We start from the raw sequence: 18,966 nt of genomic DNA, 5'->3' as shown, positions 1-18,966 counted from the left end.
GACCCTTAACGGACCGGCCACGGGGACGAGCGCAAGGTTCGCGCGCGCATATGCCGCGCGCATTCGCTCGGATACATCATCCTTGTCGAGTGGTAACAGGAGTAGCAGTGACCGGAGTTGAAGTGATCGTGGCCGCGTTGGCCGCAGGTGCGGCGGCCGGGGTCACGGACACCGTGAGTGATGCAGTCCGCCAGTCCTACACGTCCCTACGTGAATTGGTCAGGCGTCGACTGGAAGTCCGCGGTGACGCGGCGGTTCAGGTACTGGACGCTGAGGAGGTCGAGCCCGACGTGTGGCAGGCACAGCTTGGTGAGCATCTGGTCACGGCGGGAGTCGACCGGGACGAGCAGATCCTCCGGGCCGCCGAGCTGCTCCTCGCGCAGGTGGAGGCCCAGGGCGGTCCCGCGTCGAAGTACGCCGTCGATGCCCGGGAAGCCAAGGGTGTGCAGACGGGTGACCACAACACGCAGACGAATCACTTCAGCTGACGGTGAGCGAGCACACGACTGCTTCGGGTTCGAAGCCGGTTGACGCCCGTCAGGCGTACGGTGTCCAGGTCGGCGACAACAACATCCAGATCACCACAGTCGTCGCGCGCGCACCGGGGGCCGATGTGCCTCCGCCGGCGGAGTGGCCCCTCCTACGGAACGTGGAGACGCCCCTTCACATGGGCGTACACCCGACCGCCACAGGACGGGATGGGGAGCCACAACTTCCACCCTACGTGCCGCGGGACAGTGACGCCGCGCTGCACGACGCGCTGCGGGCCGTCGCCGGGTCCGGTGGCCTGGTTCTGGTCCTCGGCGAGTCCACCGCGGGTAAGAGCCGGTGTGCCTTCGAAGGCGCGCGCACTGTCGTTCCGGACCACCGACTGCTTCACGTACCGCCCCATGATCTGATCAGCGGGCTCCAGAAGATCCCGGACGGGATGCCGGTGATCGTCTGGCTCGACGATCTCGAGCAGTACCTGGGGGCGGCTCGCCTGACCGTCCCGTGGTTGCGCCTGATGCGGCGGAAGGGTGTGGCACTCCTGGCGACTATGCGTGTGGAGGAGTACTCACGGCTGCGGTCCGGGCCGGGCGGGGACGGGCACCGCCTCGCCGGCGACGATGTTCTCAGGCAGGCCGATCACGTGGTCCGCGTGGAGCGGCGGTGGTCATCGGCCGAACTGGGCCGTGCCCAGGGGACCGAAGACTCTCGGCTCACGGAGGCGCTGACCCGTTCGGACGAATACGGGCTCGGCGAGTACCTGGCGGCCGGCCCCGACCTCATGACAGCCTGGCTCAACGGGTGGGCGCCCGGGGCTCATCCACGGGGCGCGGCCCTCGTAGCTGCCGGTGTGGACCTTCGTCGTGCCGGAGTGCGCGCTCCCCTTCCGCTGTCGATGCTGGAACAACTGCACGGGCACTATCTGCGCGGGCGGGGCGGTGCTCGGCTTCGCCCCGAGCCCATCCCCCAGGCCCTGGAGTGGGCGACCGCTCAGGTCAGGGCCACCACCAGTTTGCTTCTGCCCACTGACTCCGAGGGGCACATCACGGTGTTCGACTACCTTGTCGACACCACACAGCGGGATGCCACCGCGTCTCCCGTCCCAGAGGTCATGTGGGACGCCGCCTTGCAGATCGTCGCCGAAACCGAGCGGGCGGACGTCGCGGAAGCGGCGATCAGCGAGGAGCAGTACGACATCGCGGAGGGCATCTTCCGTGAGCTGCTCGAAACCGATTACGACGTCGCACTCATGGGCCTGTGCCGGGCTCTTCTGGGACAAGAAAGGCTGCGCGACGCCGAGGAGTGCCTGGAGCAGCAGCTGATTGCCACTGCCGTCGATCCGCAGCGGCACGCCTTCTGCAGGTCCCTGTTCGGTGTGCTCCTCTGCGCCGAGGAGCGGTTTGCCGAGGCCGAGGTCCATCTGCGTGAGGCACTGGCAACGGGATCCGCGATCCCTGGTGCGGGCGTGCACCTCGGCACGATCCTGATCAGCCAGGAGAAGTACGCGGAGGCCGAAAGTCTGCTGCGCCCGCAGGCCGAGGAGGGCGACACAGACGCATGCCGTGTCCTGGGCAAGGCACTCGACGGGCAGGGCAGAAAAGATGAAGCCCTTCCCTGGTTCGTCAAGGCTGCGGAGGCCGGCGACAGTGAGGCGATGGTCTTCCTGGGGCTCGCAGCCCAGAATGATCGCGACCTCGCCACGGCGGAAACATGGTTCCGCAAGGCGTTCGCGCTCGGCGGCAAGAGCGCGCAGATTGCCGGAGCCTTCCTGGCGATGATCCTCTCTGCGCAGACTCGTTTCACCGAAGCGGAGCCCTTCTGGCGCGCTGTGGCCGAGGCCGGCGGCAGTCCGCTCGCCGCGCATCACCTCGGGCAGGCCCTGCTGGCTCAGGACCGGGCAGGCGAGGCGGAGCCATGGCTGGCCCAGGCAACCGAAGACGACTATGAAGGGCGTACAGAGGCTAAAGTTCTGCTGGGGCGCGCTCTCGCCGCTCAGGAAAGAGCCGACGAAGCCCTGCGGTGGTGGCGCGAGGCCGCGGCGGACGGATCCTCGGAGGCGGCGTACCGGCTCGGCTTCCACCTGATGGAGCAGAGCCCTTCGGAAGCCGTCGATTGGCTCGAGCGGGCCGCCCAGGCAGGCGAGTCCCTCGCGAGCAGTCGCCTGGGGGTTCACTACGCAGAGGCTGGCCAGTACGAGGAAGCGCACAGATGGCTTGCGCAGGCGGCAAAGGCCGGCGTTCCCACGGCTGCGTATCTCCTGGGCCTGCTCCTGAGCCAGCAGGAACGCCCTCAGGACGCTGAAGAGTGGTTCGAGAAAGCGGTCGAGCTGGGTGTGCCTGAGGCCGCCGAACACCTCGCGACACTGCGAGGACAGGGAGCGCAGTCACAGTCGGCAGCAGTCACGCAGCAGGACGAACAACGAGCCGACGAGGCGTTCGCCGCCGGGCTCCGTCTCCGTGACGCTGGCCAGGCGGACCAGTCCGAGGCGTCATTCCGTTCAGCGGCGGAGATGGGTCATGCCGACGCGGCCATGATGCTGGGCGTCGCGCTGATCAACAGAGGTTCGGGAAACGAGGGCATGGCCTGGCTGCGCGGCGCCGCCGAAAGCGGGCGGTCCTCCGGCGCCGCGCTCACCCTAGGGCTCCTGCTCAAGCAGCAGGGAACCCTCGACGAGGCGGAATCCTGGCTCAGGCGAGCGGACGAAGGCGGCCAGTCATCCGCGGCAGAGGAACTCGGCAAGCTCCTCCACGGTCTCGACCGCAGGGAAGAGGCCGAGCCGTGGCTCCGCAAGGCAGCCGGGGCCGGGAGTGCCGAGGCGGCCGGCATCCTGGGGGTGCAGCTCAAGGATCAGGGGCGCACAGAAGAGGCGTGGGCGATGCTCTACCAGGCCGCTACAACAGGGTACGCGCTGGCGGCCACGGTCCTCGGCCTCATGTGCCTGGAACAGGAGCATGAGGATGCGGCAATCAAATGGTGGCAGTACGCGGCACAGGCGGGCGAGCCGATCGGAGCCCACACCCTGGGGGCCGTGTGGGAGCAGAGGGGCCGGATCCAGGATGCCATCCCCATGTACACCCTGGCCGCGGAGAAGGGGCATACGGACGCGATCGCCGCTCTGAACCGGCTTCGGGTGCTTGGGTTCTGAGCTGGTCTCCGATGCGGCAGAATAGGACAGGGCTCCTGCGCCAGTGAGTTGAGACGTCGAACATCTCGCTTACCGGCACGGGAGCCTGTCTGTTGCAAACTCCGCCCTCACGCCGCTTCCGTCACCCAATCGGTGGACCCGGTTTCGCCGACGCTTGCGCCGCAGTCCAACGGCTCTCCAGATCAGTTACCAACGGCTTGTTGACCTCGGCCCACTGCTCGGCAGTGGGTGACTGGGGGCCGGTGGTGGGTTTGTGTGGCTTTGGATGGTCGACACACCAGCGCAGGACCTCCAGCATCAGTCCGACTGCCCGGTCTGCCGATTCTGTCGAGTAGGCGACGTACTCCGGGCCCGTGTGCGTACCCAGGGGCGGATGGGAAACCGTCTTTCTGGGCTTCTCCTCGTGGTGGACCGACGCGTCCCGAAGGCAGAACAACCACTTGAACTCGTCGACCCAGGCGGTGTTGCGAGGCCCGGTTGCGAACACGAGCTTCAGGCCCTCGCGGATCGCCGAGCGTCGCGGGGTGTGGTTGCGCCTCCACACGGCCCGGCGATCCGCTGGTGCGACCGAGCCGTAGAGGGCATCCAGCGTGAGCGCTGAGGCGGCCACGGCGACCAGCGCAGCATCGAACTCCTCATTCAGTGCGGAAGACTCCGCAGCGGCATCGATCGCTCCCACAGCCTGCTCACGAGCCACGCGGGCCGCCAGCGCACGGTCAATCGCAATGCCTGCCCAGCGCGGCCACAGACGGGCCGCGACCGCAATCTCTTTGGGGCCGCGAGCGTGAGCGGAAGCAGCCGCGGGGCCAGCAGGTGCTCTAACGCTGACTCGCTTGCTCCCGCACTGCGGGCACTGACGCTCCTTCGATGCCGACTCCTCGATCTCATCGTCCGAATATCGGTACCCGCAGTCGGTGCAGAAGTGACCCATAGGGGAAACGGTAGGAAGGGTATATTCCGGGCGAAGGCTCGACACGCGGTGATTGGTATCAGCTGCGGGGCTGCCCTTAGCGGTATGTCCAGGGGCTGGCTGTGTCGATGGCGTCGGTGTTGATGGTAAAGGCCAGACCGCAGTGGTCGCTGGCGCCCTCCGGCTCGTCGAGCAGACGGTAGTCGGAGACTGCGTTTGCCAGAGGGGCGGACACCCACGCCTGGTCGATCCGGTCGTTCGTGCCGGTCGGTGCGAGTAGTGCAGTGTCCTCTCCACGCGACGTTTCGAACAGATGCCAGGCGACGTCTAAGTATCCGTTCTGAACGAGCTTGCGCGCGCCCCGGCGGTCGGGTTCGGGGGCGGCTGCCGGGTCGAAGTCGCTGTCGGGCAGGAGGGTGCGCGAGCCCAGGTTGTACGGTCTCATCTCGGAGAAGTCCGGGAGCGGGTGCCTGGACGAAGCCGGGGCGTAGTTGACGTCCCCGCCGAGGACCGCGAACGGCCCGTACTTGTAGCAGCGGGTGGCGGCGTAGTTGGCCTCGATGAGTGCCTGCTCGGCGGACATGGGCGTGAAGTGGACCGGCATGAAGCTCAAGGGAGCCGGCAGTCCGGGGATGTCGAAGCTGGTCACGGCGATGCCGTGCAGAACTTCGAGGCCGAAGTCGGCGTTGTGGCGGACCCACCGGCCCAGCACCTCACGCCGGTAGAGCAGCGCGGTTCCGATGCCGCTTCTCGACGGGGGCAGTGGGGCCGCGTCGAGGTCCAGGTCGGCCATGGCGCGGGCGAGCTGCTTGTGGCCGTAGCGGTCCCATCCCGTCGCCTCGCACAGCAGGACGACGTCGACGCGCTCCGCCGCGCCGTTGATCCGCTGCGCCAGCTGGGGCCATCGGTCTTGGGGATTGCCGTCACCGTCCTGCAGGCCACCCATCCCCAGATCCTGTATGACTACGGTCAGTTGCATGCTCGTCCCTTCCTGGTACGCGGTGTGAGTCGTACGGATTGTGTCGGCCCGAGGGTCTGCGCCGGCTCGGCGCGGACCGGTGTCTATCGCTGGGGCACGATGCCTTCCCTTTCCAGGAGCTGGGCCTCCAGCTCGGCGATGCGCCGGTCGGCGAAGCGTGCGTTGTCGCGGGAGGCGGCCAGCCGGCTCTCCAGCGACCGGTTCTCGGCGGTCAGGGCCTCAACCTTTCGCTTGAGGTTTGCGTTCTCCGTTGTGATCCGGACGATGTCCTGCTCGGCCCAGGGCGTTTGTAGGTCGCGCACCTGTCCGAGGAGCTGCCCGATGTGGCGGCGCTGAGCGAGGATCTCGGCCTGGGTGGCTTTGAGGCCGTCCTCGGCGTTGAGTGCTCGCTCCCGCCAGGCCGCGTCCATCGCCTCCTGCTCGGCCCGGCGGCCCTCGGCGCGGCGCCCAGCAGCCTTGGCCGCAGCCTGTTCGATGAGGGCGCGAGCCTCAGCGTGTTCGTAGAGAAAGGTGCGTGAGACGTCGGCCTGACGCGCCACCGCAGCGACCGTGATCGGGATCCTGCCCTTGAGCATGGCCTCGACCGCCTCGCTGATGCGGCTGAGCATGAGCTGCGTGCGCTCGCGACGGGCCTCGAGCGCCTGGGCGGTGCGTGGCGACTTCGCGGTGTGCTCGGTCACGCTGGCACCTCCGTGCACAGATCATCGGTTTCGAGGGCGCCGGTGTCCGGTTCCTCGAGGGCGACGAGGTCCTGGGCGAGGAAGCCGGTGTTCCAGATGCGGTGGAAGTAGTCCTGTGGCCGACGCAGGTCGAGGGCAAGTGCCTCCTCCAGCAGGCCCATTCCGGCAAGGGCACGCTCCAGCCCGTCGATCGCCTGAGCCGTCGGTTCGAACACCTTGTGCAGGTAGTCCGCCGTGGCGTCGTCCGGCGCCCGCTCGGCCAGCGAGCGCCACTGATCCCGCTTACGGCGCCAGTAGAGCAAGTCCGCACCCGACAAGACGAACCGGTCGCACCCCTCGCAGTTCAGCTTCCAGGGGCAGGCGCTGCCGTCGACCACGGGCTGGAACGTGCAGAACCCGCCCTCGGTCGGCGTACTGCGCCTGGACAGGTCCAACGCCATCGCCTGGGCCTCGGCCGCGGTTAGGGGCCTTGAGACCGACGGCGAGGAGAGCACCTCGCCGGGGACGGCCGCCCCCGGACCGGCCACCCAGACGAGCTGCAGGGCGTCCTCGATCTCCGAACTGGCGACCTTCGCGTAGTGCTCGGCCATGCGGGTCGAGATCTGCCCCATGTACTTCTTGATCTGCTGCATGCTCGCCCCGCTGCGCAGCAGCTTCGTGGCCAGCGTGTGCCGGGCCTGGTGCGGGACGCACGATCCCAGGTCGAGCTGCACGACCCACGCGCGGAAGCTGCTCTGGAACCAGCCGTAGGAAATGGGCCGGCGCAGGTGGGGATTGCGGTTGCCGGAGGCGAACAGGGCAAGTTCCTTGCGTTCCGTCGCAGTGGGCGGGCGGCCGTGGCGGTCCACGAACCGCCGGAGCGTGATCTTCTGCCGGCGTGTGACGAGATCGAAGACCCGCTCGGGGATGCGGATGGCCTCGTCGAGGTTGCCGACCTTCGTCTGGTCGTGCCACAGCAGGGGAAGCCCGCCGTAGCGCCCGACGCAGTCGAGCCGGAGCCTGATGACCTCGTTGGCGCGACGGCCCGTGAAGACGAGCGTTTCCCAGATGTCGCGGATGCCGCGGTCGTTGGGATCGAAGTCGTCGGCGAGCTGCTGGAGGTTGGCCTCCGCGGCCAGGGCCCGGGCGGCCTCGTCGGTGAACGGACTCCGCGATCGCTCGGTGGGACTGCCCCCGGTGGGCAGGGCGCAGATGAACTCCCGGGAGAGCCCGATCTCGTCGGTGACGCCGCTGTCCATCGCCTCCCGCAGGATCACCCGGGCGTAGTTGAAGTTGGTGCGTCGCGAGCTCTCCGAGCAGATGGCGGGCTCCATGGTGCGGTAGCGGTGAATGCCCAGCGATGGCAGCCGGTCGCGTGCTCTGTGCCGCTGATCGACAACGAACGCGTCCATGTGGGCCTGGGTGAGCAGGCGTGGCTCATGACCGCCCTCGGGGGCCGTGATCGCGAGGAAGGCGCCCAGCTCGACCGCCGCCCGCCGCGCGGAGTCGAACGGATTGGCGCTGCGGGCGCCCTTCGGATCGCGAAGCCGCTTGGCGAGGTTGTCCCACAGCAGGTCCCGCAGCCACCGCTGGGGGACCTGGGTGAGATCGAAGTGGCTGTGCCGGTCCCGGCCCAGCCGGATCCCGAAGTGATCGGTCTCGATGAACCCGGCATCCCGGGTGGTGGCGAGTGGTAGACCAGCCGGAGCTCGTTGCGGAAGTCCTGGACGATCATCCTGGACGTGTGGGCGAACTCGTCGGGCTCGACGTCGAACAGCGAGGCCCACCCTCCTCGTCGGCAGTGATTGACCAGGGTCTGCACCCATTGCAAGGACCAGAAGGTGTGCTCGCGTCTCTGGGAGCGGGCGAACAGCCCCCACTGCAACTCCGCCTTGAGCAGCGGCGGAAGCCCCCGAAGGCTCACTTGGCCCGGCCGGTAGAACACTGGCTCGGTCGCGCACCAGGAGTGGTACGCCGCCTCGTCGTCGTAGTCGATGGGGATGGTCATCCCGTGCAACTCGAATGCCGGCACCCATCTCGGGATGGTCACACGGGCCCGCCCCGGGCGGCCAACGCTCTGGTAGCGCCGCTCGTGGCTCAGGCACAGCCCCAGCGGACTGTGGGCCCGCACATGGCAGACGGACACGACGCACTCGCCGAAAGCTCGCAGCGGCTTCTCGTTCGCGCACCACTGCTCGAAGTCGACGGCGTCGCCGCGGGCGAGGGCTCGAAGATGTCTTCTGTAGTGGCGCTCGCACAGTTCGACCGTGGACATGCGGGCGGGTCGCTCCAGACAGATTCGGCAGTCCGGCGGATCGGCGTTCATGAGGGTTCCGCGGGGCTTCGCGGTCTGCTGGAAGTGGTACCTGGTCAGGTCCGCCTCGGTCTTCAGCCGCCTCCGGAACTCTTCGAGATGCACGATGCACATGTCCTTCGCCCCGCCGCCCACCGCCGGGCCATGGCAGTCGGTCACACGGCACTTCCACCCGTAGACGGGATGGTCCTCGGGAAACTTCACGAGGTCCTTGGCGTAGAACGCGTCAATGGTGGGGCCGGCGAGCAGCGCCTGGAGGATCTCCAGCCGGTCCCGCCCCTGGCGCCGGTCAGGTCCGGTGACGACGGGGAGGAGGATCGGCGTGCTCATGCGACACCCCAGACCGCGCGCAGGGCGGCGTCGAAGATTGGGTCGTGGATGTCGACGTGGGCGTAGATCTCGTCCACGGTCTCGACCGAGGCCCACCCGCCAGCGTCCCTGGCGACCACGAGATTCCCGTTCGACGCGTCCAGCACCGCGGTCGCGAAGGAGTGCCGGAACTGGTGGGGGCGGATCCGGCCCAGCCTGGCACGGACACCGGCCCGTGAGATCATCTTGCGCAGGCCCTCGGCCGCCCACGGCAGACCACGGCTCAGGCCGTGCTGCTGGACCATCAGCATTCCGTGAGCGGCTTCGCGCGGGTACTCGGACATCATGTACGCGAAGTACGAGTGGATCATCGCCGGACTGACACGCTTGATCAGCCCGCCGCGGATGACCCCGCCCTCGAGTCGCCAGGACCACTTGGTCTTCGCCCGCGCCCGATTGGAAAGCCCGTCCCGGTGACAGACGTGGGCATGCGGGCCCCGGCACTCGCCGCACTCGGCGTTCTCCCGCAGATGCAGATCGCTCAGGTGCAGCCCGCACAGCTCTCCGGCACGGAAGCCGCCGTCGCTCAGCCAGTCGATGGCCATGCGGTCTCGAAGGGAGGACACGACGTTCTGCAGCTCGCCGCGAGCACCGTCGGGCAGCATCTTCGGGTGCCGACGACGGGGCCGGCGCGGTGCGAGTGGATTCGACGCCACCGTGCGGGCCGCATGGCCGAGCAGGGAGCGGGAACGGTCGGCCTTCGTCGGCAGCCGCCGCAGATCCAGCTCCTTGGCCAGGGCTCGATTGAAGCCCAGGCCCGCCTGATGGAGATAGAAGCCCTTCAGGCACGAGGCCGCGCCGGCCAAGGCGCTGTCGCCGTACGGCTTCTTGCCGACCCGCCACGGCGAGCCGAACGGAATCAGCACCTCGGCGCCAACCGCCCCCATGTACCGCTGCAGATCCTGGAACCCCACGCTCTCAAACGACAGCGCCTCGCTCTCCAGCCACCGCAGGTGATCCACGAGCAGGTAGGCGTAGGTGCGGTCCGTGCCGGCCCCCGCGTACCTCACCAGGAAACCGTCGGCGCGATCGAGGATGCTCCCACCGGGCTGAAGGATCGTGTACGACACCCTGCCATCGCGGTGACTGATCTCCTGAACCCGCAGCTGCCCGAGCAACAACTTGCGTGCCACGTACCCTCCGTGCCGACCAACAGCGACATGGCGAACACCACGACGCTGGTCAGCAAACGAGAGCGGGATGTCCGCGGTCACCGTCTCCGCGAACGTGCCGAACACCACCTGGTCCGGCCGGAAAACTGGAGCGCCAGGATGTCCGGGCGCAGCGTGCGCAGGAAATCGATCTGCCCGTCCCATCGGTCCGCCGTCCCGAAGCCGAAGTCGGCGTGGCCGCCGAACAGAGTGTTGAAGGTGGCAATGCGTATGGTGCTCATGGGAACTCCCGATGAAAGGCTCTTGGGCGGTCAGGGATGGCGGGCGTACAGGGCAGACGGCTGGTGCGTCATCAGCGCCCAGTACCGATCGCCGTAGCTCCAGTGCCACCACTCCGTCGCGTAGTTCACGAGGCCGGCGGCGGACAGGGCGGTGGCGAGCATGGTCCGGTTCGTCCGGGCGTGGCTGCTGATCGAGTCGGCGTGCGTGAAGCAGGCTCCGTTGGACTCCTCCGGGCTGGCGTTCATGCGTGTGCCCATGTCCAGCTCGTTCCCGTCGGCGTCCACGAGGGTGAGGTCGACGGCGGCGCCGGCGCTGTGAGGCGCGATCCCCGGCGGGGACACGTACCGGCTGGCGGCCGCGTGGACCTGGGCCTGTGGCCAGGCCGGGTTGGCGGCGCGTAGCTCGTCCGCGTACTCCTCGAAGTAGCGCTGCTGTAGGTCGGGCGGGCGGTAGCCCTCGACGTAGAGCAGGCGAAGGCCGGCGGGCAGGAGCGACTGGGCATGAAGGAGCCGGTCGAGAACTCCGCGGCGGAGTTGAGCGAAGGCGCCCGCCGGGTCGGACCTGCGCTCGTCGACTAGCAGATGACCGCGGACGTCGACGAGCGTATCGCCGCAGTCCACGACGGGAATGGCGGCCACGCGCGGGTCGCTCATCACGATCAGAGAACCAGCGGCAACCTGAGGGTTCGTGTTCAACAGGACTCCTTGCTTCGTCGGCAGCGCGCGGGCTCCCGCGCGCCTCGTCGGGAGTGTCTCCTCGCTGGGCGGGGCGGTGGTGTTGTCGGCCGTCCGGTCCGGACCGGAGCCCCGATGGGGTCGTCTGTTCCTGGGCGGGCGCCGGGGCGCAGATGCGTGGGCGGCGAGGCTGCGGTCTCGGGCGTGGGGTTCCTCGAGTCGGCTGGGTCGCTTCGGGCAGTGCTGAGCTACCAGGCGGTGGGGCCGCTGAGTTCGGTGACGGGCTGGCAACCGGGCCTGGGGATGCCTAGGAGGCCGCGGGCCTGGTGGACCGCCTGAGCTGCTCAGCTGCGGGTGGCCCCCAGTCGAAGAGTTCCAGGGCCTGCTCTGGGGTGGCCAGGATCCGGACGTAGGTGCGCCCGGTGGCCGGATCGACGGGGGCCGGGCCGAGGCTTGTGAGGACGGCGGCGAAGCGGACGCGCGCACAGCGTTCGCCGAGGTCGGACAGATATCCGAGGTACCGGACGCCGGTCAGCTCGGCTGCGGCCTCCTTGCGTGCTGCACGGATCAATGTGGTCTCGGGGTCTGTGTGATCCTCGGGTTCTGGAGTGCCGCCGGGCAGGCACGCTGCGCCGGTGTCCGGTTCGAGGAGCACGAGGACGCGCCCGTCCGGGGCGAAGGCCCAGACCCATGACTGACGGACCGTAAGGTCGTCGGGGGCGGGGTGGGTGTGGAAGGGGAAGTGGTGGCAGGCTCGGGCGGTACGCAGGACGCCGACCCGGTCAAGGACGGTGGGGGCGATGGGGAGCCCGTCCTCCAGGAACGCGGGGCCGCCGCCGTTGATGCGGGCGCGGAGCGCGGACAGGGCCCGTCGGGCGTCTCCGGGAGACATCAGAGCGGGCAGCTCAGCGGGCTCGACGAAGTTGATGCCGTCGATCTCGCCCGGGCGGGGCCGGATCGCCGCGATCTGCTCCGCGTCCCAGACGCCTCCGTCGAAGACGTGCAAAAGTTCGCCGGGAAACTTCATCGCGGGGGGCGTTGTGCGGCCGGCGGGGGAGCCCCAGTCGACGGCCAGCCCGCGGGTCACGGTCGCCGTGACGCCGAGCTCCTCCTCCATCTCCCGGGCAGCGCCCTGTGCGGGGGACTCGCCCTTGTCGACGGCGCCGCCGGGCAGCAGGCGGGTGGGGCGGTAGGTCACGCGCTGGAGCAGGACCTGACCTCGCTGGTTGGTGATCAGCACTGAGGTTCCGGCCCACAGGGCGGCCGAGGCGCGCAGCGCGCCGTACGCCTCCTCCCTCATCGCCACACTGGGACGTTCGTCGGGCGCAGAAGTCGTAGTCATCTCTTCCTTCTCCGGTCATGTCGTGGGCCGGGCTTCAGCCCGGGACCGAGGGGGTCTTGGGGCTTCGGCGTGTCCCGTTGGCTGTATGAAAGGCGTCAGGGTGAGTGGGGTTGCGGAGCGAGCGGGTCGTCAGCGAGGGCGATGGTCATCCACGGCGCCGCCGCGTGGCGGAAGGAGTGTCCGACGGGGGCGGTGCCGCTGCGGTCGTCGAGGCTGAAGCCCGTGACCATGACCATGTCCGAGTCATCGGCGACCGAGATGAGGTGCGTTCCACAGTGCGGGCAGAAGCCTCGGCGCAGGGTCGGCCAGGTCGCGTACCACGTCGGCTCACCACCGGGCCCCGTCCATGCCAGCCCGTCCTTGCGGAAGCCGACCCAGAGGACTGCGGGACCGCCGGAGATGCGTGTCTCGTGTGGGCATGAGCACAAGTGCGGGTCGATCGGATCGCCGACGACCTGATATGTGATGCGGAGGCATTGGCAGTGTCCGGTCCGGACGGCCTCGGATCGGACGTATGCGGAGGGCTGGTCCGGCGAGGGCTCGACGGTCATCAGATTCTCGATTCGTTGCAGGTAGGAGTGCGCCCAGAGGGTGGGGCCGGCGAATCCGGCAGTAAGGCGGCCTCAGAACGCTGTGCGGACATCGCTGCGGGGGTCTCCCACGGGGGTCCATTCGTCGTAGAGTCCAGCTCGGGCAGAGCGCCTTTAGGGGCGGGCGCAGCGAACGGCCATGTTGATGTCTTCGTCCTGCGAGTCGAGGTCGATGTCCGCGATCGCCAGGGCGGGATGTCCGTTCGCGGGGCAGCGCGCCAGCCACCGGCCGCTGGGCGCCACGATCCCGGACGGCGCCGTTGCGCTGAACTGGGCCGGGATGGCGTAGCCGATCCAGTAGTTGTAGAGCGTTCCGTACGCCTGAGCGACACGGGCCCGGGGTGCGTCGTCGACCATCACCGACAGCAGGACGCAGTCGACATCCAGGCGTTCGTACTCGGCGAAGATCTCCGGAAAGTTGGCCTCGATGCACAGTGCGAAGCCGAAGCGGATGCCGTCCACCTCGATGACGAGCGGCTGATGTCCTGGGGAGTACAGGAAGGACACCTCGGTGTGCGACAGGAACCGCTTGTCGTACCGTGCGACCAGTTGCCCGTGGTCGGAGACGATGTAGAGGCTGTTGTGCGGCCGGTTCGGCGGTGTGATGGGGTGGATCGATCCGAACACCGTCCACACGCCGAGCTCTCCCGCCAGCGCGGTGATCGACTCCGCTTCCTCACGCAGGACATCCCACGCGGCACGGCTCCAGTCAGCCGGCACCAGCTCGCCAGCCGGGCCTGCCGCCATCACGTGCTTGCTCGGGTAGGCGACCGCTCCCTCGGGGAACTGCACCAACTGCGCACCCGCCTCGGCGGCCTCGACCATCAGGGACCGGATCTCCTGTCCGGGCGCCTGCATGGCTCCTCGCTCAGCGGGGTCTTCCGGGACCGTGCTCTGCGCGATCGCCAGTCGCAATGTCCTGGCCACGCTGGGACGTTCGTCGGGTGTAGAAGTCGTAGGCATCTCTCTCCGATCGGTGAGTGCTTGCTCGTGGTGTCAGATGGTCAGCTGGGCTGGGTCGCCCTTCGTAGGGCCGAGGGTGAGCCGGGTGAAGTGCTCGGTCCGGATGATCCGGACACGGTCGGCTTCGGGGAGGCGGGCGAGGATGCCGGGCAAGGTTCGCTCGCGCGAGACCTCGCCGCGGTGCGCGAGGATCGCGCGCCACTTCACGTCGGCCCAGGGGGTGACGTCGACTCTGGTGGTCACGTACGAGTCCGGCACTGCGAGGACGGCCTTGCCCACCCCTTCGAGCAGCGGGCGGAGCAGGCCGACGCCGGACTCGGGGTGCGTGGCGGCGTACAGCGCGGCTGGCTGCCAGGGCGGTCCTGCTTCGGGATGCAGGTGGGCGAGGCCGGCGGCTTCGACGGCGAGCAGGGTGATCTGGTGCGTGCGTACGTGGTCGGGGTGGCCGGTCAGCTGGCCGACCGCGTCGTGGCCGATGACCAAATCGGGCTTGAAGTCGCGGATGTGGGCGACGAGGCGGCCGACTGCCTCGTCGAGGGAGGCGTCGACGAGCCGGGGCTGGCCGGGGGCCGCCTCGGGGTTGCGGACGTCGTTGTAGCCGAGCAGGCGTGGGACACCGGCGCCCAGGATGGCCAGGGCGTCGGCGAGTTCGGGAGCCCGTCCGCTGTCCGGGGCCCAGGTGGCGGTGACGACCGCCGTTCGGGCCCCGGCCGCGGCATGCTGGGCGAGGACGCCCCCGGCGAGGAGGGACTCGTCGTCCGGGTGCGCGAAGACGGCAAGCAAGCTGGGCAGCACGGGGATCTCCGGGGCGGTCACGGTACGGGGACTGGGGTGCCGGTGAGGTGCTCGGCGTGGCGGGCAAGGTGCGGAGCGAGGTCCGGGTGGCCGCCGCGATCGGCGACCTGGAGGAGCTGGGCGAGCGCGACGAGTTCACCGGTGCGTCCGGCGGGAGTGTCCAGGACGTGGGCGAACTCGGCGCGGATCGTGGCGGCGGTGGCCGGTTGGGCGAGGCTGTACGCGTGCAGGAGCCCGACGTCGAAGCCGACGGGAACCAGGCCCCATCCCTCCCAGTCGAGGATGACCAGCGGTGGGCCGGTGAGGTTTGCCCAGTGCAGGTCGCCGTGGCCGGTCGTCCACGAGATGACTGCGGGTGCGGGGATGCCAAGGAAGCGGGCGAAGTTGCGTTCGATCCACTGCCGGCGTACGGCTTGGCGGTCGGTTGGCACCGTCGCGGTGGTGGCGAGGGCGGTGCGTAGATCACCCCACCATAAGTTCGGCAGGTTGGCCTCGGAAGTGAGGACGGGGCCGCCGGTCTGGAGGGCCGGTTGAGCGATGTACTCGGACAGCTCGGCGCGGTAGGCGTGGCCGCCGCGGGTCCACTCGCTGACCTGATGGAGGCGTGGCCGCGGCACCGTGCGGGGAAGGGACGCGTCGGCAGAGGCGTTTCCCTCCCATAGCCGGCTCCCGCGTTTGTCCTCGGGCGCGCAGACCAGGCGCAGCCACCAGCGGCCGGCCCGGCGGCTGAGAGTGCGGCCCTGCCAGCCCCATGCCTCCGGCCCGCCCGCCCTCACCGCGAACGCCCGGGCCGCGGCTCGGTGTGCCGTACGCATCCGTACCCGGTCGGCCTCCTCGCTGGGCGGCGTGAACACCGCCCGGTCGGCCGGGAGTTCGCTGCGGTTCATGGCCGGGCTCCCAGGAGGTGGGCGGCTCCCGCGTCGAGCAGCTGCTGAGCGGCCCGTTGGCCGACGGCGGCGGGGTGGTCGGCGGGGCCGGTTGTGATCGTTGCGGATCGGGGTGCCTCCTTCCGGGTCGAGGACGACGGCGTGCACGGTGACGAGGTCGGCTGTCGGGTTGAGGGTGGCGTGGGCGGAGGCGGCGGTCAGGCAGTTGCCGTGGAGGGCGGCGAGGGTGGCGCGTTCGGCGTCGAGGAGGATCCGGGTGGGGGAGTGGGTGAGCGGGGCGAGGACGCTGCCGGTGGCGTGGTCGTCGGTGCGGTGCTCGATGACGACGATCCCGGCGCCGGAGGCGGGTAGCCACACGGCGGGGTCGAGGATCTCGCCGGCGCGGTCGGCGAGATTGAGGCGGCGCAGACCGGCGAGGGCGGCGATCATCACGTCGGCGCCCAGTACGCCGGAATCCAGGTCGCGGAGGCGGCTGTCGGCGTTCCCCCGGATCGGCACCGCAACCAGCTTGGGGTGGAGGGCTTTGAGGAGGGCGGCGCGGCGGGGAGCGCTGGTGCCGACCCGGGTGCCGGGCAGCAGTGAGGCGAGCGTGGCCGGGGGGTGCCCAGCGGGCAGCACCAGGGCGTCGCGGACGTCTTCCCGGGGCAGGACCGCGCCGACCGAGATTCCCGGCTCGCGGTCGTGGGGGCCTGGCAGGTCCTTCGCGCAGGCGATGGTGGCCTCGACCCTGCAGCCGAGGAGGTGCCCGTCGGCGCGCCGGGTGAAGGCGCCCTTGCCGCCGATCTGGGCGAGCGGGCCGCGGTGCTGGTCCCCTTCCGAGGTGATGGTGACGATGTCGAGGGGGATGTGCGGGTACCGGGTGCGGAAGGCATGGGCGAACCGGTCGGCCTGCTCCATGGCCATCGGGCTCGGGCGGGTGCCGAGCCGCAGGGAGCGGGTGGAGGGGGTTGCGGTCATAACGGGCGCTGGTCTCCGTGTGGTGAGGTGTGCGCGCTGCGGTGCGGCGGTTTGCTGCGGTCGGGAAGCACTGTTGATCAGGTGGTGTCGCGCGGCTTGGTCACCTGTCTTCCAGCACCGGTGCGGGTGCGGGGGCTGCCCGGTGGTGCCGAGCCGGACTCGGCAGGTGCCTGCCTCGGCCCGGCCACTGGAACACCAGGCGGCAGTGCTCCTTGTCCACGACGTGCCCGGCGGGCAGTAGATCGTCGGGTGTGCCGGCCGGGTGGACGGTCAGGACGGGATCGGTGTGCTTGCTGTTGTCGTCGGCGCGCACGTGGCGGTCCCAGGTCCGGACCGTGGCCGCGAGCTGCTCGGCGAGCTCGGGGCCCTGCTGGCCGAAGGCGTGGACGACCCACTCCCACTGCTTGTCCTCGCGGCGTTCGCCGTCTTGGGTCTGGACGTGGGTGAGGTAGGCGAGCGAGGCGTCGCCGACGATCGCGGGTGTGTCGCGGTCCTTCGCGATGCCGGTCATACCCTCGTCCGGGTCCTGGTGGGCGGCCAGCCGGCAGAAGGCGGGCAGGGTCGTGGCCGCGTACAGATGCAGGGAGCCGAAGTAGGCGCCCGCCCCCATGGTCACGCCGGTGGCGACCTCGTGCCGCGGCCTGTGCAGCGCCTCCTCCAGGCCCGCTGTCTCGGCGGCGGTGCCGTGCTCGAAGCGGAGTGTCAGCCCGCCATCGAGAAGCGAGACGACCGGGATCCTGCGGGCCTGCTGCCCCTGATCGCGGACGAAGCCGCAGTAGGTGAAATGACGGGCGTGCAGTACCTGGCCGCGCCGCTCGAAGGTGACCGCCCGGGTGTAGCCGCCCATCTCCAGCGGCAGCACCAGGCGGCCGCCCTCGGCCAGTTGCTCCCGCCAGGCTGGGGCGATGTCCCAGCAGTTGTAGGTGATCAGGCTGCCGTCGAATCCTCCGCGCGGCACGAGGTGAGCGGGCGCGCCGTGGGCCGCGTCGGCTTCGACGGCGGTGACGCGTCCGCTGCCGGTCTCCGTGAGGAACCGGCGGGCGCGGCGTACGACCCACGAGTCGATGTCGACGGTGACCACCCGCCCGTGGGGTCCGGTGACGTGGGCGATCAACTCGGCGTTGTAGCCGCCGGAGCCCGCCTCGAACACGACCGCATCCGGCTTCAGACGCAGGTGCTCGATCATGTTGGCCTGTAGCCACGCCGCGGACACCGAGCTGATCGCCGCTCCGGTCTCGTCGCGCCGGGTGATGACGGCCCGGTCGCCGCCGTCGTACGCGGTCGCGAGGTCCGCTTCCGGGGCGAAGCGGTGGCGCGGCACGGTCCGCAGCGCCTTCTGGACCGGCTCGGACAGGGCCCAGCCGCCGTCGATCACCGTCTCGGCCATCGCCTGACGCAGCCGGACCGCCTCGGCAGGCTCACCCGGCACGGGCGGCTGCTCGGCGGAGATCGGGTAGGAGACCACGGGCGGCAGGCCGGGAATGACGCCGGGCCACACGGCATCCAGCGCCTGGGCCGCCGGAACGAACACTTCGCCAGCGCAGGCCAAAGCGTGCAGATCGAAGAACTCCCAGCGATCGAACTTGTCAGGCTCGGGGTTGGCGAGCCTCCCGGACCAGCTGGTGATGCGGACGACCGCCGTGAGCCGGGGCACGCCGTGACTGTCGTCGACCAGCATCGTCACCACGTGCGCGTCCGCCGGCTCGGCGACCAGCCCGGTCTCCTCGGCGAGTTCGCGCACCGCCGCGGCGGCGAAGTCCTCCGGACCGGTGGTCTTGCCGCCGGGCAGTTCGAGCATGCCGCGCCTCGACCTGCCGAGCAGGACCCGTCCGGCGTCGTCGGTGACGACGGCGAGGGCGCCGGTCAGGGCGTGGCCGGTGGTCGGCCTCTTCTCGACGGCCCGGGTGTCGGTGTGGCAGTGGCCGCGCAGGACCAGGAAGGCCAGACCATCCGCGTCCAGCTGCTCCACCGACTTCCAGCCGGAACTGACCAGGGCGATCTCGTCCTCGTCCAGGGCGATCCCGCGCCGCTCCTCAGGCGTGTTCTCCGCCACCGGCGTGATGATGACGAGAGCGCCGCCATCCCGTAGCCGCTCGCCCAGCCCGTGAACGACGCGACCGCGGTCCTTCAGAAACGGGTACATCAGCCGCAGCACGACCAGGTCGTACCCCTCCTCGTGCAGCGGGGCCGGGTCATCGCGCTCGACGTCTATCTGCAGCCAGCGCACGCCCTCGACGCCGGCATGCTCCTCGCGGGCCCGCGCGATCGCACTGTCGGCGAAGTCGACGCCGTCCACGGCGTAGCCGAGGGAGGCGAGATAGACGCTCATCTCCCCGGTGCCACAGCCCACGTCAAGCGCCCGGCCACCGCCGTCGGGAGCCGGGAGCCGCTCGGCGAGCAGCTCCCGCTCGCGCTCACCGACCTGCCGGAAGTTCTTGCCATCGCTGTAGTGCTGCTCCCACTGGTCGCGGGCGGTGTACGTCAACGTGCTGCTCCTCG

At 69.7% G+C, this 18,966-nt stretch carries 16 protein-coding genes; 2 read left to right on the top strand and 14 right to left on the bottom strand.

Translation table 11 applies throughout. The features are described from left to right. Positions 1 to 107: 107 nt before the first annotated feature. On the top strand, positions 108 to 488 hold the full coding sequence (locus ACFY7C_RS00285; RefSeq protein ID WP_389641456.1) for a hypothetical protein: 381 nt from the start codon (positions 108 to 110) through the stop codon (positions 486 to 488). Between the two features lie 2 nt (positions 489 to 490). Next, entirely contained in the window at positions 491 to 3,634 is a 3,144-nt protein-coding gene (locus tag ACFY7C_RS00280) for a tetratricopeptide repeat protein (protein WP_389641454.1), read from the top strand. A gap of 121 nt (positions 3,635 to 3,755) precedes the next feature. Here the strand turns inward: ACFY7C_RS00280 and ACFY7C_RS00275 are convergent, their stop codons facing one another. The 14 genes from ACFY7C_RS00275 to fxlM all read right to left on the bottom strand — a co-directional run bounded on the left by ACFY7C_RS00275 (position 3,756) and on the right by fxlM (position 18,952). Continuing rightward, entirely contained in the window at positions 3,756 to 4,331 is a 576-nt protein-coding gene (locus tag ACFY7C_RS00275) for a hypothetical protein (RefSeq protein WP_389641452.1), read from the bottom strand. 310 nt (positions 4,332 to 4,641) lie between these two features. Then, on the bottom strand, positions 4,642 to 5,523 hold the full coding sequence (locus ACFY7C_RS00270; RefSeq protein ID WP_389641450.1) for an endonuclease/exonuclease/phosphatase family protein: 882 nt from the start codon (positions 5,521 to 5,523) through the stop codon (positions 4,642 to 4,644). An 83-nt stretch (positions 5,524 to 5,606) separates the two neighbouring features. Continuing rightward, positions 5,607 to 6,203: a DUF6262 family protein gene (locus ACFY7C_RS00265; protein ID WP_389641448.1), complete on the bottom strand. Its 597-nt coding sequence runs from the start codon at positions 6,201 to 6,203 to the stop codon at positions 5,607 to 5,609. Next, complete coding sequence (locus ACFY7C_RS00260; protein ID WP_389645836.1) at positions 6,200 to 7,441, bottom strand: tyrosine-type recombinase/integrase; 1,242 nt, start codon at positions 7,439 to 7,441, stop codon at positions 6,200 to 6,202. Before ACFY7C_RS00260 ends, ACFY7C_RS00265 begins: the two co-directional genes overlap by 4 nt. 14 nt (positions 7,442 to 7,455) lie before the next feature. Further along, on the bottom strand, positions 7,456 to 8,826 hold the full coding sequence (locus tag ACFY7C_RS00255; RefSeq protein ID WP_389641446.1) for a hypothetical protein: 1,371 nt from the start codon (positions 8,824 to 8,826) through the stop codon (positions 7,456 to 7,458). Beyond that, positions 8,823 to 9,998 carry a tyrosine-type recombinase/integrase gene (locus ACFY7C_RS00250; protein ID WP_389641444.1) on the bottom strand — a complete coding sequence of 392 codons (1,176 nt, stop codon included), beginning with the start codon at positions 9,996 to 9,998 and terminating at the stop codon, positions 8,823 to 8,825. Before ACFY7C_RS00250 ends, ACFY7C_RS00255 begins: the two co-directional genes overlap by 4 nt. A gap of 77 nt (positions 9,999 to 10,075) precedes the next feature. Beyond that, positions 10,076 to 10,258, bottom strand: a complete 183-nt coding sequence (locus ACFY7C_RS00245; RefSeq protein WP_389641442.1) for a hypothetical protein — start codon at positions 10,256 to 10,258, stop codon at positions 10,076 to 10,078. A gap of 30 nt (positions 10,259 to 10,288) precedes the next feature. Continuing rightward, positions 10,289 to 10,912 (bottom strand): M15 family metallopeptidase, encoded by a 624-nt coding sequence (locus ACFY7C_RS00240; RefSeq protein ID WP_389641440.1) that lies wholly within the window; start codon positions 10,910 to 10,912, stop codon positions 10,289 to 10,291. 328 nt (positions 10,913 to 11,240) lie between these two features. Then, positions 11,241 to 12,275: an NUDIX domain-containing protein gene (locus ACFY7C_RS00235; RefSeq protein ID WP_389641438.1), complete on the bottom strand. Its 1,035-nt coding sequence runs from the start codon at positions 12,273 to 12,275 to the stop codon at positions 11,241 to 11,243. A gap of 95 nt (positions 12,276 to 12,370) precedes the next feature. Further along, positions 12,371 to 12,826 (bottom strand): GFA family protein, encoded by a 456-nt coding sequence (locus tag ACFY7C_RS00230; protein ID WP_389641436.1) that lies wholly within the window; start codon positions 12,824 to 12,826, stop codon positions 12,371 to 12,373. Between the two features lie 153 nt (positions 12,827 to 12,979). Next, complete coding sequence (locus ACFY7C_RS00225; RefSeq protein ID WP_389641434.1) at positions 12,980 to 13,723, bottom strand: carbon-nitrogen hydrolase family protein; 744 nt, start codon at positions 13,721 to 13,723, stop codon at positions 12,980 to 12,982. Positions 13,724 to 13,861: 138 nt separating this feature from the next. Continuing rightward, on the bottom strand, positions 13,862 to 14,629 hold the full coding sequence (locus ACFY7C_RS00220) for a PIG-L deacetylase family protein (RefSeq protein WP_389645833.1): 768 nt from the start codon (positions 14,627 to 14,629) through the stop codon (positions 13,862 to 13,864). Between the two features lie 11 nt (positions 14,630 to 14,640). Beyond that, positions 14,641 to 16,467: a hydroxymethylbilane synthase gene (gene hemC, locus ACFY7C_RS00215; RefSeq protein WP_389641432.1), complete on the bottom strand. Its 1,827-nt coding sequence runs from the start codon at positions 16,465 to 16,467 to the stop codon at positions 14,641 to 14,643. Between the two features lie 100 nt (positions 16,468 to 16,567). After that, complete coding sequence (gene fxlM, locus ACFY7C_RS00210) at positions 16,568 to 18,952, bottom strand: methyltransferase, FxLD system (protein ID WP_389641430.1); 2,385 nt, start codon at positions 18,950 to 18,952, stop codon at positions 16,568 to 16,570. Between the last annotated feature and the right edge of the window lie 14 nt (positions 18,953 to 18,966).

The organism is Streptomyces sp. NPDC012769 (assembly GCF_042901205.1).
In the GTDB taxonomy this organism is placed as follows: Bacteria; Actinomycetota; Actinomycetes; order Streptomycetales; family Streptomycetaceae; genus Streptomyces.
This window is presented reverse-complemented; position numbering and strand designations above follow the sequence as displayed.

Coding starts and splice junctions, on each gene's coding strand:
- ACFY7C_RS00270 (WP_389641450.1), bottom strand. CDS start 5,523: ATGCAACTGACCGTAGTCATACAGGATCTGGGGATGGGTGGCCTGCAG.
- ACFY7C_RS00260 (WP_389645836.1), bottom strand. CDS start 7,441: ATGGACAGCGGCGTCACCGACGAGATCGGGCTCTCCCGGGAGTTCATC.
- ACFY7C_RS00255 (WP_389641446.1), bottom strand. CDS start 8,826: ATGAGCACGCCGATCCTCCTCCCCGTCGTCACCGGACCTGACCGGCGC.
- ACFY7C_RS00245 (WP_389641442.1), bottom strand. CDS start 10,258: ATGAGCACCATACGCATTGCCACCTTCAACACTCTGTTCGGCGGCCAC.
- ACFY7C_RS00240 (WP_389641440.1), bottom strand. CDS start 10,912: ATGAGCGACCCGCGCGTGGCCGCCATTCCCGTCGTGGACTGCGGCGAT.
- ACFY7C_RS00235 (WP_389641438.1), bottom strand. CDS start 12,275: ATGACTACGACTTCTGCGCCCGACGAACGTCCCAGTGTGGCGATGAGG.
- ACFY7C_RS00230 (WP_389641436.1), bottom strand. CDS start 12,826: ATGACCGTCGAGCCCTCGCCGGACCAGCCCTCCGCATACGTCCGATCC.
- ACFY7C_RS00225 (WP_389641434.1), bottom strand. CDS start 13,723: ATGCAGGCGCCCGGACAGGAGATCCGGTCCCTGATGGTCGAGGCCGCC.
- hemC (WP_389641432.1), bottom strand. CDS start 16,467: ATGACCGCAACCCCCTCCACCCGCTCCCTGCGGCTCGGCACCCGCCCG.